At 57.3% G+C, this 14900-nt stretch carries 13 protein-coding genes; 8 read left to right on the forward strand and 5 right to left on the reverse strand.

Annotated features, from left to right (window positions below; translation table 11 throughout):
• Nucleotides 1–191: 191 nt before the first annotated feature.
• The 3 genes from ACO07T_RS17140 to ACO07T_RS17150 form a co-directional block, all read right to left on the reverse strand.
• The gene (locus ACO07T_RS17140) at nt 192–971 is read right to left on the reverse strand and encodes a gamma-glutamyl-gamma-aminobutyrate hydrolase family protein (RefSeq protein ID WP_209063630.1); all 780 of its coding nucleotides are present in this window, start codon (nt 969–971) and stop codon (nt 192–194) included.
• 65 nt (nt 972–1036) lie between these two features.
• Nucleotides 1037–1462, reverse strand: coding sequence for a GlcG/HbpS family heme-binding protein (locus tag ACO07T_RS17145; protein ID WP_209063632.1), 426 nt, complete (start codon nt 1460–1462; stop codon nt 1037–1039).
• A 51-nt stretch (nt 1463–1513) separates the two neighbouring features.
• Nucleotides 1514–3646 carry a malate synthase G gene (locus ACO07T_RS17150; protein ID WP_422050377.1) on the reverse strand — a complete coding sequence of 711 codons (2133 nt, stop codon included), beginning with the start codon at nt 3644–3646 and terminating at the stop codon, nt 1514–1516.
• A gap of 207 nt (nt 3647–3853) precedes the next feature.
• Here ACO07T_RS17150 and pepN point away from each other — a divergent pair, with 207 nt between their 5' ends.
• From pepN to gatB, 4 genes are all read left to right on the forward strand, one after another.
• On the forward strand, nt 3854–6415 hold the full coding sequence (gene pepN, locus ACO07T_RS17155) for an aminopeptidase N (protein ID WP_422050378.1): 2562 nt from the start codon (nt 3854–3856) through the stop codon (nt 6413–6415).
• On the forward strand, nt 6412–6846 hold the full coding sequence (locus tag ACO07T_RS17160; RefSeq protein WP_422050379.1) for a hypothetical protein: 435 nt from the start codon (nt 6412–6414) through the stop codon (nt 6844–6846). Before pepN ends, ACO07T_RS17160 begins: the two co-directional genes overlap by 4 nt.
• A gap of 113 nt (nt 6847–6959) precedes the next feature.
• Nucleotides 6960–8291, forward strand: a complete 1332-nt coding sequence (locus ACO07T_RS17165; protein ID WP_422050380.1) for a hypothetical protein — start codon at nt 6960–6962, stop codon at nt 8289–8291.
• 74 nt (nt 8292–8365) lie between these two features.
• Nucleotides 8366–9874, forward strand: a complete 1509-nt coding sequence (gatB, locus tag ACO07T_RS17170) for an Asp-tRNA(Asn)/Glu-tRNA(Gln) amidotransferase subunit GatB (protein WP_271308904.1) — start codon at nt 8366–8368, stop codon at nt 9872–9874.
• 232 nt (nt 9875–10106) lie between these two features.
• Here gatB and ACO07T_RS17175 read toward each other — a convergent pair whose 3' ends face one another.
• Complete coding sequence (locus ACO07T_RS17175) at nt 10107–11636, reverse strand: tetratricopeptide repeat protein (RefSeq protein ID WP_422050381.1); 1530 nt, start codon at nt 11634–11636, stop codon at nt 10107–10109.
• Nucleotides 11637–12187: 551 nt separating this feature from the next.
• On the opposite strand from ACO07T_RS17175, the gene ACO07T_RS17180 reads away from it, so the two are divergent.
• The 3 genes from ACO07T_RS17180 to ACO07T_RS17190 all read left to right on the forward strand — a co-directional run bounded on the left by ACO07T_RS17180 (nt 12188) and on the right by ACO07T_RS17190 (nt 13873).
• Nucleotides 12188–12688 (forward strand): thioesterase family protein, encoded by a 501-nt coding sequence (locus tag ACO07T_RS17180; protein WP_422050382.1) that lies wholly within the window; start codon nt 12188–12190, stop codon nt 12686–12688.
• Nucleotides 12689–12810: 122 nt separating this feature from the next.
• Nucleotides 12811–13404, forward strand: coding sequence for a class I SAM-dependent methyltransferase (locus ACO07T_RS17185; protein ID WP_209079350.1), 594 nt, complete (start codon nt 12811–12813; stop codon nt 13402–13404).
• Nucleotides 13405–13453: 49 nt separating this feature from the next.
• Nucleotides 13454–13873: a DUF4177 domain-containing protein gene (locus tag ACO07T_RS17190; RefSeq protein WP_422050383.1), complete on the forward strand. Its 420-nt coding sequence runs from the start codon at nt 13454–13456 to the stop codon at nt 13871–13873.
• Between the two features lie 15 nt (nt 13874–13888).
• Here ACO07T_RS17190 and ACO07T_RS17195 read toward each other — a convergent pair whose 3' ends face one another.
• Nucleotides 13889–14155, reverse strand: a complete 267-nt coding sequence (locus ACO07T_RS17195) for a BolA family protein (RefSeq protein ID WP_209063653.1) — start codon at nt 14153–14155, stop codon at nt 13889–13891.
• A gap of 74 nt (nt 14156–14229) precedes the next feature.
• On the opposite strand from ACO07T_RS17195, the gene ACO07T_RS17200 reads away from it, so the two are divergent.
• Nucleotides 14230–14853 (forward strand): J domain-containing protein, encoded by a 624-nt coding sequence (locus ACO07T_RS17200; RefSeq protein WP_209063655.1) that lies wholly within the window; start codon nt 14230–14232, stop codon nt 14851–14853.
• The last annotated feature ends 47 nt before the right edge of the window (nt 14854–14900 follow it).

The following is a 14900-nucleotide window of genomic DNA, read 5'->3' on the forward strand; positions in this document are numbered from 1 at the left end:
CGCTCTAAATTTCTGAAAATTGTATTAATGGCGGGCCGCAGCTGCGCCACCAGCCGGTCGAAATGACGTCTCGGTGTCGGCGCATTAAGGTTTTTAAGCCCCCAAATTCGCACCTACGCAATACCACCGCGATACAGACGCGATACCGACGTTCAAAACAGGCGGAATCCAGCGTTAACCTTTGCGCAAAATCAGGCGGATTTCAGAACCGGCCGCGCTTCTTTCTTAGCAGCCCAAGCACGGACGGCCTCGCCAAAGGCCTCAAACAACGGGCGGCTCACAGGGTCAACGCCCGCCTCCCACTCCGGATGCCATTGCACGGACATGGTGAACCCCGGCGCGCCATCGATATAGATCGCCTCCGGTGTGCCATCAGGGGCGTAACCATCTATGATCACACGGTTTCCGGCGCGTTTGATGCCTTGACCATGCAGCGTATTGGTCATCACTTCCCGCGCGCCCATCAGCTTATGAAACGGCCCATCCTCGCTGAAGGTCACGATATGGCGCAGGGCAAACTTCTCTTCCAGCGTCCCATCCGGAGGCATCCGGTGATTGTCCCGCCCGGGAAGATCGCGGATTTCGGGGTAAAGACTGCCACCCATGGCAACATTAACCTCTTGAAATCCCCGGCAAATTCCAAAAAATGGTTGTCCGCTTTCCACACAGGCCCGCACCAAGGGCAGCACAATCGAATCCCGCGCCCGGTCAAACGCACCATGCGCCTCCGTGGCCGCTTCGCCATATTCTTCTGGATGAACATTGGGTCTGCCACCGGTCAGCAGAAACCCATCACATGTGGCCAGCAACTCCTCCACTGAGAGGTAGCGCGGGTCCGCTGGGATAAGCAGTGGCATGCAGCCCGAAACCATTGAAACTGCTTCGGAATTCATGGATCCGCCAGCATGTGCCGGATACTCGTCATTGATAAGGTGGTGGTTTCCGATAATCCCGACGACAGGACGCGTCATGTAGGCCTCTTTGTCTTGCTGCGCAGCTCAACATAGGCGCTGCGCAGCTCAAGAGAAAGCCCCGATCAGATTTCGCCGGTCAATCCAACCGCATCGATGCCTGCCATTGCAGCAATTGCATCATTATCAGACGTGTCGCCGGTCACGCCCACAGCACCGATCACAGCGCCTTTTTTGTCGCGCAGCAGAACGCCACCCGGCACAGGCACAACCTGACCGCCATAAACGCCGTTTACTGCCGCCATGAAATAGGCCTGCTGCTCGGCACGCGCCATCTGTGCGGTGCCCGCCATGCCCAACATCACGGCGCCGTATGCTTTGCCGTGTGCGATGGCAAAGCGTCCGGGCGCTGCGCCGTCTTCGCGTTCAAACGCCTGCACGTGGCCGCCAGCGTCCAGAACCACAACGGACAGTGGCTTGAGTTCCATTTCACGGCCTTTTTCCAAGGCCTTACGGATGATTGTACGCGCGCGGCGCAGAGAGATTGTCATGGTGTTTCCTTCCCATAAAGAAAGGTCAGGGCATGGCCCTGACCTTGAATTTTATGCTTGTGCCTTAAGTTCCAGGCGCCGCGCATGCAGCACTGGCTCGGTGTAACCCGATGGCTGCACACGTCCTTTGAAGACCAGATCACATGCCGCCTGGAATGCCACGCCGTCAAAGCCCGGCGCCATCGCCACATAGAGCGGATCATTGGCGTTCTGCGCGTCCACAACGGCCGCCATCTTCTGCATGGCTTCCATCACCTGCTCCTGAGACACGATGCCCTGGTGCAGCCAGTTTGCCAGACCCTGGCTGGAGATACGGCAGGTTGCACGGTCTTCCATCAGGCCAACATTGTTGATGTCCGGAACCTTGGAGCAGCCGATGCCCTGATCAACCCAGCGCACAACGTAGCCCAGGATGCCCTGTGCGTTGTTTTCGACTTCCGCCGCGATCTCTTCTTCGGAGAGGTTTTGCCCGTCCATCACAGGAATGGTCAGCAGATCATCCAGCGTGCCACGTGCGCCACCAGCTTTCAGCTCGTCCTGACGCGCCAGCACATCAACTTCGTGGTAGTGCGTGGCGTGCAGCGTGGCTGCGGTTGGCGATGGCACCCAGGCGCAGTTCGCGCCGGATTTCGGATGGCCGATCTTCTGCTCCAGCATCGCGCCCATCAGATCCGGCATGGCCCACATGCCTTTACCAATTTGCGCCTTGCCCTGCAGACCGCAGGCCAGACCGATGTCCACGTTGCGATCCTCATAAGACAGGATCCAAGGGGTGGTCTTCATCTCGCCTTTGCGCAGGAAAGCGCCTGCTTCCATCGAGCTGTGGATCTCGTCGCCGGTCCGGTCAAGGAAGCCGGTGTTGATGAAGGCCACACGGGACTTTGCCGCGCGGATACATTCTTTGAGGTTGGCCGAGGTGCGGCGTTCCTCATCCATGATCCCCATTTTCACCGTGTGACGCGGCAGACCAAGCACATCTTCGACCTTCGCAAAAATACGGTCAGAGAAGGCAACCTCTTCGGGGCCGTGCATCTTTGGCTTCACGATGTAGACCGAGCCATGCACCGAGTTGCCGCCCTCTTGCTTCAGGTCGTGCATCGCGATCAGCACAGTGACCAAAGCGTCCATCAGGCCTTCGCCAATCTCGTTGCCGTCGCGATCCAGAATGGCAGGGTTGGTCATGAGGTGGCCAACGTTGCGCACCAGCATCAGCGAGCGACCTTTCAGAACGCTTTCCGCACCGTTCGCTGCGGTAAAGGTCACGTCACCATTCAGCACACGTGTGAAGGTTTTGCCGCCTTTGGCAACCTCTTCTGCGAGGTCACGTTTCATCAGGCCAAGCCAGTTGCCATAGGCGACAACCTTGTCTTCCGCATCCACACAGGCCACGGAATCTTCGCAGTCCATGATGGTGGAAAGCGCGCTTTCCAGCGTGATGTCGTTGATGTTGGCCGCGTCGGTTGCGCCAATATTGCCGGTCGGATCGATCTCGACGATGACGTGAAGGCCGTTGTTTTTCAGCAGGATACGCGACGGTGCTGAGGCATCGCCAACGTGACCGGCAAATGCGCCAGCATCTTTCAGCGCAGGCTGCAGAGCACCTTCGACAACGCTCAGTGCGGAGACATCGCTCCAGGAGCCTTCGGCCAGAGGCACGGAGCGGTCCAGGAAGTCACGGCCCCAAGCGATCACACGCGCACCGCGTTCCACATCATAGCCGCCACCGGCAGGCAGATCGCCCATCGCATCGGTGCCATAAAGCGCATCATAAAGACTGCCCCAACGCGCGTTTGCTGCGTTCAGTGCAAAGCGTGCATTGGTGATCGGCACCACCAGCTGCGGGCCGGGAATCGCCGCGATCTCAGGATCGACATTGCCTGTCTCAACCGCGAAATCCGCGCCTTCCGGCACCAGATAGCCGATCTCGGTCAGAAACGCTTTATAGGCTTCGGCATCATGCGCTTGGCCTTTGTGAGCCAGATGCCAGTCATCCAATTTCTGTTGGATTTCTTCGCGTTTTTGAAGCAACGCGCGGTTCTCAGGACCAAAATCATGCGCAAGCGCACTCAGCCCTCCCCAAAAGGTATCCTCCGCAACATCCGTCCCCGGCAACGCTTGATTTACAATGAAATCATAGAGTTCCTGCGCAATTTGCAGCCCGTGTTTCTCCACCCGATCGGTCATCGCGGCTCTCCGTTTGGCTTGTGATGACCCCCAATTAGTGCATGGGTTTCCGATAGGCAACAAAATTGGTTATCTTTTTTTACCAAAGATATTTTCAGGCAAAGCCAAACAGTCGACCCGCCTCCGCGCTCAAATCCAATACACTCTGCCCTTGCAGGCAGCTACGGATGGATTACACCAAGAGCTACTCAATGGATGGAGAGCCCCATGAAAGACGCCGCGCCGCAAACGATCTACCTGAAAGACTACACGCCTTTTGGCTTTATCGTGGACAGCGTCGCGCTCACGTTCCGCCTGCACCCAACGGCGACACGTGTTCTTTCCAAAATCCGGTTCCGTCCAAATCCGGATGCAACAGACAGCCGTTTTTTCCTACATGGTGAACAACTTAAGCTGATCTCGGCCAAAGTTGACGGCACTGAGATTACGCCACGCACTGTCGAGGGGGGCATTGAGGCAGACGTGCCAAATGCGCCTTTCACTTGGGAAGCCGAGGTCGAGATCAACCCACAGGCCAACACCGCCCTTGAGGGGCTTTACATGTCAAACGGCATGTACTGCACCCAATGTGAGGCCGAGGGTTTCCGCAAGATCACCTACTACCCCGACCGCCCCGATGTGATGTCCACCTTTGATGTGCGGATCGAGGCAGACGGCGACAACACACCGGTCATGCTGTCCAACGGCAATGGGGCAGAAAGCGGCGCAGGTTTTGCAAATTGGACAGACCCTTGGCCCAAACCCGCCTATCTCTTTGCCTTGGTCGCCGGCGATCTCATCGCGCATGAAGACAGCTTCACCACCATGTCCGGCAAACCGGTCAAGCTGGCCATCTGGGTGCGTCCGGGTGACGAGCACAAATGTGCCTTCGGTATGGAAGCACTCAAAAAATCCATGACCTGGGACGAAGAGGTCTATGGCCGCGAATATGATCTTGATGAGTTCAACATCGTCGCGGTGGATGATTTCAACATGGGCGCGATGGAGAATAAGGGGCTGAATATCTTCAACAGTTCCTGCGTGCTGGCCTCCCCGGAAACCGCAACCGATGGCAATTTTGAGCGCATCGAAGCGATCATCGCCCATGAGTATTTCCACAACTGGACAGGCAACCGCATCACCTGCCGCGACTGGTTCCAACTCTGCCTCAAAGAAGGTCTCACCGTGTACCGCGACGCCCAGTTCACCGCGGACATGCGCTCTGAGCCAGTCAAACGGATCGACGACGTCATCGCCCTGCGCGCGCGCCAGTTCCCCGAGGATCAAGGGCCTCTGTCCCATCCGGTGCGTCCAGAAAGCTTTCAGGAAATCAACAACTTCTACACCGCGACCGTGTATGAAAAAGGCGCCGAAGTCATCGGCATGCTCAAAACACTGGTTGGGGATGAAGCCTACGCCAAGGCGCTGGATCTCTATTTCGACCGCCACGATGGTCAGGCCTGCACCATTGAGGACTGGATCCAGGTGTTTGAAGACAGCACAGGCCGTGATCTGAGCCAATTCAAACTGTGGTACTCCCAATCCGGGACACCAGAAGTGACCGTGCGCGAAGACTATGAGGGCGACACCTTCACACTGCACCTCAGCCAGAAAAGCGCGCCCACACCCGGGCAGGATCAAAAGGCACCACAGGTCATCCCGGTGGCAGTTGGCCTTCTGAACGACAACGGCGACGAAGTGCTGCCCACGCAGGTGCTAGAGCTGACGGAAACAGAGCAAAGCTTCACCTTCCCCGGCCACGCCACCCGCCCTATCCCCTCGATCCTGCGCGGGTTTTCGGCGCCGGTCACGCTGACGCATGACATCGACAATGACCGCCGCGCGTTCCTGCTGGCCCATGACACAGACGCCTTCAACCGCTGGGAAGCGGGTCGCGATTTGGCGCGTGACAGCCTGCTGAAGGCGATCCTGCAGGGCGACGCGCCCAGCGCGGCCTACCTTGATGGCCTCAAAGCGCTTCTGCGTGATGACAGCCTTGATCCGGCCTATCGCGCGTTGATGCTGGGCCAGCCGTCCCAATCCGAACTCGCCGCAACCCTGCACAAGATGGGCGAAACACCCGATCCTGCGGCCATCCACGCCGCCAGCGAAGCCCTGCGCGAAGCCAAAGCACAGAGTTTCGCAGAGCTGCTGCCCGCGCTTTATGAGGCCAATCAGGTTGAAGGCCCCTATCGCCCGGATGCTGGCCCGGCCGGTCAACGCAGCCTTGCCAATGCTGCGCTCTCGCTGCTGACACGTCTGGACGGCGGCGAAACAGCCGCCAAGCAATATGATGCAGCGGACAATATGACCCTACAACTTTCCGCGCTTGGCGCACTGCTGGATGCTGGAAAAGGCGAGGACGCGCTCAGCGCATTTTATGATCAATGGCAAAACGATCGCCTTGTGATCGACAAATGGTTCTCCATGCAGATCATGCAGGCCAAGCCTGAAAATGTCGCATCAACCGCCCAAGCGCTCACCCAGCACGCTGATTTTGATTGGAAAAACCCGAACCGCTTCCGCGCGGTGATGGGCGTCTTGGCCATGCACCACGCGGGTTTCCACTTTGAAAATGGCGCAGGCTACACCCTGCTGGCGGACTGGCTGATCAAGCTTGATCCGGTGAACCCGCAAACCACCGCCCGCATGTGCAGCGCTTTCCAGACATGGAAGCGCTATGATGAAACACGCCAGGGCAAAATCCGCACCGAACTTGAGCGCATCGCAGGTCAAGACGGTCTCAGCCGGGACACCACCGAAATGGTGACCCGCATCCTGAACGCATGACAGCAGAGCCGATCCTCACGCACAGAGCGCAGGGCCGCAACGCGCGCAGCATCACCGTCTTGATTTTGGCGGTGATGGCGCTTGGCGGCATGTTGCTGGCAGGCACCCATTGGGCCATTGTCGCCTTCTTGTCGCTCTTTGCGCTCCCCACTCTGGTGGATGTGCTCTTTAATCCGGTCGCAAATTTTGCCCTCTCTGAGGCTGAGGTGCGCTGGAAAAACGCCACTCAGGAGGCGGAAATAGAGCTGGGGCAGATCAAATCCATCCAGATCGCAACCCGCCTGAACGTGGCTTTTCGCATGACATTTGTCATGCAGGATGGCGCTAAGGTGCGGATACCACAGGATGTTTTACCACCCAGAGCAGATCTGGAGGCGGCGCTACAAACTCTGGGCGTTGCGGTGGAACATGACCGCTTGCGGCTGATCTAGCCGCGAACCTTGCTTGAAAATCGACGCCGACATGACGGCATGATTTCAAGTTGATGCCCTTTTTTAGCCTGAAAGCGAAATCATAGTGGGCTCTGTTAGATCACGGAGCCACAATGAAATTCTTTTTCAAAGAACGGACACGCAAGCGAACACCTCAAAACGTTCGCCCTGCGTCCGCATTTGCGGCTCCAGCGCTGCGCAAGCTAAATGAGGCCTTTGCCCCTGCCCGCGCCGCACCGGCGGCCGGTCGCTCTTCTGACACTCAGCAGACCTATCGCGACCTCCTCACGCGCCTGCAGATTCCGGTCAATGCCGAAACGCCAGATCAAGTGGAGAGCGAAGACACCCGCGCGCAGGGCCAGTTCCTTGCCCGACAAGAGCGCTGGGAAGAACTCGAAGATCTGATCCGCACACATGATCAAAACCGCGCGGCCACCACGTCCGGTGCCCCCTTGTCAGAGCTGATGCTGTTTGGTGCGCGCGCCGATGTGGTGCGTGCCGCAGAACATGCCCTACTGCACGGCAAACCCGCCTCAGACGCGGATTTTTTTCACGGCATCGAGGCCATGGAGTATCTGCTGGAGGATTTCGCTGACAGCTATCCAATTGCCTTGGTTGTGGCCCATATGCACATCGACATCGGCTGGGCGTGGCGTGGTGCAATCGCAAAAGACGACACGCGGGAAATCAATCGCGAGGCGTTTCACTCCCATTTTGCGCGGGCCACGGAAATTCTGGATCGCTTCTGCCCCAAGATCCACCACTCCTCCGCGCTGTCAGCGGCCCGCTGCGCGTTGCTCCCCGGATTGGAAGACCCGACAAAGGCACTTTGCACCGAATATGAATCGCTGATCGCGCTCGACCCGTTGAACCCACGGCACATGCGGGCCTTGGGGAACTATCTGTTGCCCCGCTGGTACGGTGATTTTGACCAGCTCGACCTGCAAGCCCGCCGGATCGCAGCGCAAACCTATGACATATGGGGCGCGGGCGCTTATGCTTGGGTTTGGTTTGACTCCCTGCTTGTTGACCCAAGTGGGTTGGAAGTCATTGAAATTGAATACTTCCTTGATGGGGTCTCCGACGCCTTGAAACGCCGTGGCGATCAACACGCGGCGAATCTCATGGCGGCACACCTCTATCGCAGCTGGCAATATGCCCGCGGGCAATATGACACCGGCGCACTCAACAGCGACTTGCCGCCCGCTCTGCGCAAGGGTTTTGACATGGTCGTCCATGATCACCTGCGTGAAATTCACCCGCTGATCTGGGGCCATGCGGAAATCGGCTTTGAAAACACCTCACGTGTGATTTCCAAAGAGCGCCTCTCCGAAAAAGGACGCGACGTGGCCCTTCAGGCCGTGGCCATGCCTTTCATGAGCAGCCTGAAAGCAGGGCAAACCGTGCATTTCACGCCCGAAGGCATCACTCAAGCCAACCCATAGGCGGCTGCCCCCTTGCTCCTCACTTCTGGCTGGCCTAGAACGCAGACCAGCCAGATATTCAAGGAGCGTGAGCGATGCTCGACCTGACATATGAGACCCCCAAGCCCAAAGTGATCGCGGGTGCCAAACATGACTGGGAACTGGTCATTGGTATGGAGGTGCACGCGCAGGTTTCTTCCAATGCGAAACTGTTCTCCGGTGCCTCCACCACCTTTGGTGCAGAGCCCAACGCCAATGTGGCTTTCGTGGACAGCGCGATGCCGGGCATGCTGCCTGTCATCAACGAGTATTGCGTGGAGCAAGCGGTGCGCACAGGTCTTGGCCTGAATGCCGAGATTCACCTGAAATCCGCCTTTGACCGCAAGAACTACTTCTACCCCGATCTGCCGCAGGGCTACCAGATTTCCCAGCTTTATGAACCCATTGTGGGCGAAGGCGAAATCCTTGTGGACATGGGCCCCGGCGTTGCACGCTTGGTGCGTGTTGAGCGTATCCACCTTGAGCAGGACGCCGGCAAATCCGTGCACGACATGGATCCGAACATGTCCTTTGTGGATCTGAACCGCACCGGTGTGGCGCTGATGGAAATCGTGAGCCGCCCTGACATTCGTGGCCCCGAAGAGGCCGCCGCCTATGTCACCAAGCTGCGCCAGATCCTGCGTTATCTCGGCACTTGTGATGGCAACATGCAGAACGGCAACCTGCGTGCAGACGTAAACGTCTCCATCTGCCGTCCGGGCCAGTATGAGAAGTACATGGAAACACAGGACTTCTCGCACCTCGGCACCCGCTGCGAAATCAAGAACATGAACTCCATGCGCTTCATTCAGGCGGCGATCGAATATGAAGCGCGCCGTCAGATTGCGATTGTGGAGGCCGGTGGATCTGTTGATCAGGAGACCCGTCTCTATGATCCGGACAAAAACGAAACCCGCTCCATGCGCTCCAAAGAAGAAGCGCATGATTATCGCTACTTCCCCGATCCTGACCTTCTGCCGCTGGAGATCGAACAGGGCTGGGTGGACGATATCGCCAAGACCCTTCCAGAGCTGCCTGACCAGAAAAAAGCACGCTTTATCAAAGACTACGGCGTGACCGAATATGATGCCTCCGTGCTGACGGCTGAGGTTGATCTGGCCGACTACTTTGAAGCCTCCGTGGGCAAAGGTGACGGCAAGAAGACCGCAAACTGGGTGATCAACGAAGTGCTGGGCCGCGCCAACAAGGCCGAGGTTCGCCCGCAAGAGCTGGTCGCGCCAGAAGCCAACGCCGCCATTCTGGCCATGGTCGCCTCTGACGAAATCAGCACCAAGATCGCCAAAGACGTGCTTGAGATCCACATCGAGACCAAAGACGATCCTGCTAAGATCGTTGAAGAAAAAGGCCTCAAGCAGGTGACCGACACCGGCGCAATCGAAGCGGCGCTGGATGAGATCATCGCAGCCAACCCGGCTCAGGTGGAGAAAGCCAAACAAAACCCGAAACTGGCTGGCTGGTTTGTGGGTCAGGTGATGAAAGCCACCGGCGGCAAAGCCAACCCGAAGGCTGTTAACCAATTGGTGGCGCAGAAACTGAACGGCTAAACCGCAACGTCGGTATTGCGTCTGTATCGCGACTTTAACGCGTCGGTGTAAAAACCGGCGCGTTTTTGCATTTCAAAGGTTAATGCACCAACCGCCTGCGCGCCGAACCTGCCCCGCTTTTGGGGAAGGCATAGCCGCCGAAACATCGTCAACACGTCCGCGTGGAGGTGCCACCAAAGAAAACGGCCCGCCGGTAAAAACCAGCGGGCCGCATACAGGTCTGTCAGACAGTTTAGCGTTTCTTCTTTTTCAATTTGAAACCACCAAACTCGTCTTCGAGCAGTTCGCAGGCATATTCCTCGCCCATCTCACAGCCCTGATTGAGGTAGGTCTCAGCGACCTCTTTGTCTCTGTCGACCCCTTCCCCTTTCAGATATTGGAAACCCACCACATAGCAGCCATGGGCATAGTCTTTCTCACAAGCGTCCAGAAAGATCTCCAGCGACTTTTCATAGTCCCGCTCGACGCCTTGGGCGTTCCGATAGAGCCAGCCTAAGTTGCTGCAAGAGCGACCATCATTTTTCTCACAGGAGGACTGATAGAGCTCATACGCTCTCTGATAGTCCTGCTCGACACCGTCCCCGTCCCGGTAAGCGGTACCGAGATTGCTGCAGGCCGAAACGTGGCCGCCTTGGCAAGCTTGATCAAAATAAGCCGCCGCAACCGCTGGATCTTCCTCGACACCGTTTGCCAACATGTATGCGAGGCCACTGTTGAAACAGCCATATTCATTGCCCAACTCACAGCCCATCACCGAATAATGCAGAGCTTTCTCATGGTCTTGCTCGATACCTTCCCCTTTGGCATAGGAACCACCAAGACTTGCGCACCCAGTGGCCGATCCACCTTCACAGCCGCGTTCATAATAATGAACCGCCCGTTGATCATCCACGGGAACGCCTGTGCCGAAATCATACAAGATACCCGCATAGGCGCAGCCGTCGGCATCATAGCCATAGCGCCCTTCGCAGGCCTGGATATACTTGCTCAATCCCAAACGTTTATTTTCAATTCCCGTGTAACCATGTTCATAAATCTCGCCCAGCGCACGACAGCTTGCCCATTGTTCGCTGTCACACCCATAGGAATGCAGTATCGTGGCTTGGATGAAGTCTTGCTTCATCCCGTCCCCCTCAAGGGCAAGAAAACCAAGCTTGGAACAAGCAAGGGAGTTGCCTGCATCATAGCAAGCCGCTTCAAAGTTCTTGATCGCCAGATCATAGTCTTGCGCAACGCCGCGCCCCTCTGACTGCAAGATGCCGAGGTATGTGCAGCCTTCGGCCCGACCGCCCTCACACGCCAGATTGTACAGATGTGCCGCCTTCGCGATATCCTGCGCAACATCGCCTTCATCGACACGGTTGCCAAGCTCATAACTGCGGCCAACCGATGTGCAGGCCCAGGCTTCTCCAGCTTCGCAGCCTCTCACGTCATAGCCCGCTGCACGTGTCAAATCGAGCTCCACACCCCGCGCGTGTCGAAACATGTATCCCGCATCAGCACAGCTGCGCTCAAACCCTGCGTCGCAGGCCTGAACATAAAGTTCCGCAGCCCTGGTTTCGTCCCACTCGACGCCCTCGCCGCTGTAGAATAGATGGCCGAGCTCATAACAGCTCTCCATTTCCCCCGCCTCACAGCTCTCTTGCAAGGCGACCGCCTCGCTGCTCATGGCGGTGTCTTGCGCCAGCGCGGGCTGTGACGCCCCTGCCATCGCACAAAATGCAGCGGCGGACCAAAACCGCGCATAAGAAAGGTCAAACATTCGGTGATTTCCTCTTTAATCTTAGTACCGTTACACGCCAGCGTATCGAAGACATGTGTCGCTGGCGCGAAGTCCTCCTGGGTAAAAACGCACCATTTGGGGTGGCTGTGCCTGAGAGAAAGTGCGGGAGTGCCTTCCCTGCAGCGGGTCCATTGAAACACCCGCTGAGGCGAAAGCGCTCATAGCCTGAGATCGCGCGCTAGGTGGCGCGGATCTGCTTTCGGAGCAGAGATACGTCAATCTTGAGCGCCATTCCTGACGTCCACGGAAAGAAAAACCTTAAGTAAGTCATGTACCTGCTCCAATAAGTGAGAGGTGGTATAGAGCGGCACAGCCCTATATCAAGACACGAATTAACCAATTTGAAACTCCTCGCAGAATTGTGTTCGGCAGTAGCGTGATCCACGGATCGTTGTTCCAGAAGAGTTACGCCTGACAGAACCTGCGTTCGCATCAAAACCGTCAGTTTGCCCGCCCGTAAAAGGCGACTTGCTCTTGATGCATCGCCCCCAGCGCCGCATAAGTTCTGTCACGTTTTGAGGAACCCAAGCATGACTTTTAAGGCCCCGTTTTTCTCCACCCCGATGGTTGTCGAGGCGCAATGGCTCGACTTTAACGGCCACCTGAACATGGCGTTTTATAATGTTCTGTTTGACCGCGGCGTGGATCAGATTTTTGACCAATTGGGATTGAACGCGGAGTATCGCACCGCGACGGGCAATACGACCTTCTCGGCAGAGTTCCATCTTTGCTATATCCGTGAGCTGTATGTCAGCGACTGGGTGCAAGCGACATTCCAGCTGCTCGATCATGATGAGAAGAGCTTCCACTTCTATCAGGAGCTTTGGCACGAAGACGGCTGGCTTGCGGCGACAGGCGAAGGTCTCGGGCTTCATATTGATCGGTCCGGCCCAAACGTCACGCCGATGCCTGAGGACATACGAGCCAACTTTGCCAAGCTTGCCGAGGCCCATAGCAAATTGCGCCGCCCTGAGCGGGTCGGCCGGCAGATGGGCATTCGCCGCAAAACCGCAAAAGCGGCGAAAAAGTAAACCGGAACTAAGTGGGCCTCGCTATGAGGACGATGCAGCCGCGCCACGTTTTGGCGCAAAGGCCGCAGACGGTCTCCTGCATGCTGGACCCTTGGTGAAATTACGTGAATAGCTGACTTCAAATGGTAGACGTGATCGACATTCTGCAAGAGCGCAAAGAGTTGCCGCAGTTCCTGGAACGTGACGGGCTGATCGGCATTGAACTTGGCGTTGCAGGCGGCTGGTATTCCAAGCGTTTGATGGAAAGTGGCCTTTTCAAAGAACTCTATGGTGTGGATCTTTACGGAGATCATCACGACACCAAGGAATACATCGACGCGCTCAAAAACGTCGGGATGGGCAAGCCTTACTGGCTGCTGCGCATGAGCTTTGAAGACGCGCTGGATGCTTTCCCTGATGAGTTCTTCGATTTTGTATATATTGATGGCTATGCCCATACGGGCGAAGAGCGCGGCAAAACCATGTTTGACTGGCTCGCCAAGGTGAAAGTCGGCGGCATGATCGCCGGGCATGACTACCACAAGAAGTGGCCGCTTGTGCAGATCTGTGTTGACGCCTTGGCCAAAGAGCTTGGTCAGTCGGTCATGCGCACGGCCCTGTCCAAGAAACGCGACCCGCAGGACAAATTCCCCAGCTGGGCGCTCTTCAAAGAACATGCAGAGGTGCCCGACTACCCGGAGCGGCTGCGCCTCTTGCCCAAGAAAATGCGCGGCTAGCGGCCGCAGACGGATCTGATCAAGTTATTTTAGGCGCTGGAATACACATATGACGTATGAATATAAGGTGGTCCCCTCCCCAACCCGTGGACAAAAGGGCAAAGGCATCAAAGGGCCTGAGGGCCGGTTTGCCAATGCGCTTGAGCTGCACATGAATGACCTTGCCGCTGAGGGATGGGAGTTTGTGCGCGCCGAAACCCTGCCCCATGAAGAGCGCAGCGGGTTGACCAGCACCACAACCACCTATCGCACGATCCTTGTGTACCGCCGCCCCGCCCTCGCGGAACCGCTCGATGAGACGGAGACACCCGAGCCCGCCGCACTGCCTTCTCCCGAGCAGTCAGAAGCCCCCGCTGAACCAGCGGCGGACCTGCCATCCGAAGCACCGGAAACAGATGCGGAGGAGCCTGCCGAGCGGGATCAGGACGAAGTGGTGCGTGCTGGCGTGCAGTCCCTTAAACAAGAGTGAGCGGCAGCCAAACGCCTAGTCTTTGGGCGTATCAACGTCCAAGGCCAGCGCGTGAATACGGCCGATCAGCGCCTCCCCCAAAGCCGCGTGAATGGCGCGGTGACGCGCGAGACGGGACTTGCCTGCAAAGGCCGATGCGCGGATACGCACATTAAAATGGCTTTCCCCGCCATCAGGGGCACCCGCATGGCCAGCATGGCGCGCACTATCATTAACGACCTCAAGTTCAGCAGGCGAAAAAGCGCTCACCAACTTATTGTGAATTTCTTGTGCAACGCTCATTTTTCTACGTCCAGCCTCTTCAATCTGCCTCTGGTTAGGGTAAACTCTCTGCTCCGAGTCGAAAAGGTGAGTTCATGACCAAATCAGATCCCTTTGGTTTCGATATGTCCGTGAAGTCGGCGAAGAAGAAAAACCCGCGCGGCCGCCGTGGCATGACTGGTGCGTCAGAGACATCGACCCGCACCTGCGAGCACCCCGGCTGCGAAGAGGCTGGCGCCTACCGCGCCCCACGCGCGCCGGATGTGCTTGATGAGTTCAAGTGGTTCTGCAAGGACCACGTGCGCGAGTATAACCTCAAGTGGAACTTCTTTGACGGCAAGACCGAAGCCGAAATGAACGCGCAGAACTCCAAGGACAAAGTCTGGGAGCGCGAAACCAAGAAGTTTGTTGACCCAGAAACGCGCGCATGGGCGCGACTGGGCATTGAAGACCCCCATCAGGTGCTGGGCGGCAACGCCACGCAGAACCCCGGCAAAGGTGGCGGCGGCGGGCGACGCCTGCCTCCGACAGAGCGCCGTGCGATCGAAATTTTGGACGCCAAAGACCATTGGACCAAGGCCGAGGTGCGCAAAGCCTACAAAAAGCTCATCAAGGTTTTGCACCCGGATATGAACGGCGGCGACCGGAGCCAGGAAGAACAGCTTCAAGAAGTTGTTTGGGCCTGGGATCAGATCAAGGAAAGCCGCAACTTCAAATAGTTGCATGGCAAACTTCACCAAAGGGCGTGGCCGATTGGCCGCGCCTT

It is taken from the genome of Shimia sp. (genome assembly GCF_965227725.1).
Lineage (GTDB): Bacteria > Pseudomonadota > Alphaproteobacteria > Rhodobacterales > Rhodobacteraceae > Shimia.

Bases quoted from the DNA above. Each gene is read 5' to 3' on its own strand.
- ACO07T_RS17140 (WP_209063630.1), bottom strand. From the start codon at position 971: ATGACGCGTCCTGTCGTCGGGATTATCGGAAACCACCACCTTATCAAT.
- ACO07T_RS17145 (WP_209063632.1), bottom strand. From the start codon at position 1,462: ATGACAATCTCTCTGCGCCGCGCGCGTACAATCATCCGTAAGGCCTTG.
- ACO07T_RS17150 (WP_422050377.1), bottom strand. From the start codon at position 3,646: ATGACCGATCGGGTGGAGAAACACGGGCTGCAAATTGCGCAGGAACTC.
- pepN (WP_422050378.1), top strand. From the start codon at position 3,854: ATGAAAGACGCCGCGCCGCAAACGATCTACCTGAAAGACTACACGCCT.
- ACO07T_RS17160 (WP_422050379.1), top strand. From the start codon at position 6,412: ATGACAGCAGAGCCGATCCTCACGCACAGAGCGCAGGGCCGCAACGCG.
- ACO07T_RS17165 (WP_422050380.1), top strand. From the start codon at position 6,960: ATGAAATTCTTTTTCAAAGAACGGACACGCAAGCGAACACCTCAAAAC.
- gatB (WP_271308904.1), top strand. From the start codon at position 8,366: ATGCTCGACCTGACATATGAGACCCCCAAGCCCAAAGTGATCGCGGGT.
- ACO07T_RS17175 (WP_422050381.1), bottom strand. From the start codon at position 11,636: ATGTTTGACCTTTCTTATGCGCGGTTTTGGTCCGCCGCTGCATTTTGT.
- ACO07T_RS17180 (WP_422050382.1), top strand. From the start codon at position 12,188: ATGACTTTTAAGGCCCCGTTTTTCTCCACCCCGATGGTTGTCGAGGCG.
- ACO07T_RS17185 (WP_209079350.1), top strand. From the start codon at position 12,811: ATGGTAGACGTGATCGACATTCTGCAAGAGCGCAAAGAGTTGCCGCAG.
- ACO07T_RS17190 (WP_422050383.1), top strand. From the start codon at position 13,454: ATGACGTATGAATATAAGGTGGTCCCCTCCCCAACCCGTGGACAAAAG.
- ACO07T_RS17195 (WP_209063653.1), bottom strand. From the start codon at position 14,155: ATGAGCGTTGCACAAGAAATTCACAATAAGTTGGTGAGCGCTTTTTCG.
- ACO07T_RS17200 (WP_209063655.1), top strand. From the start codon at position 14,230: ATGACCAAATCAGATCCCTTTGGTTTCGATATGTCCGTGAAGTCGGCG.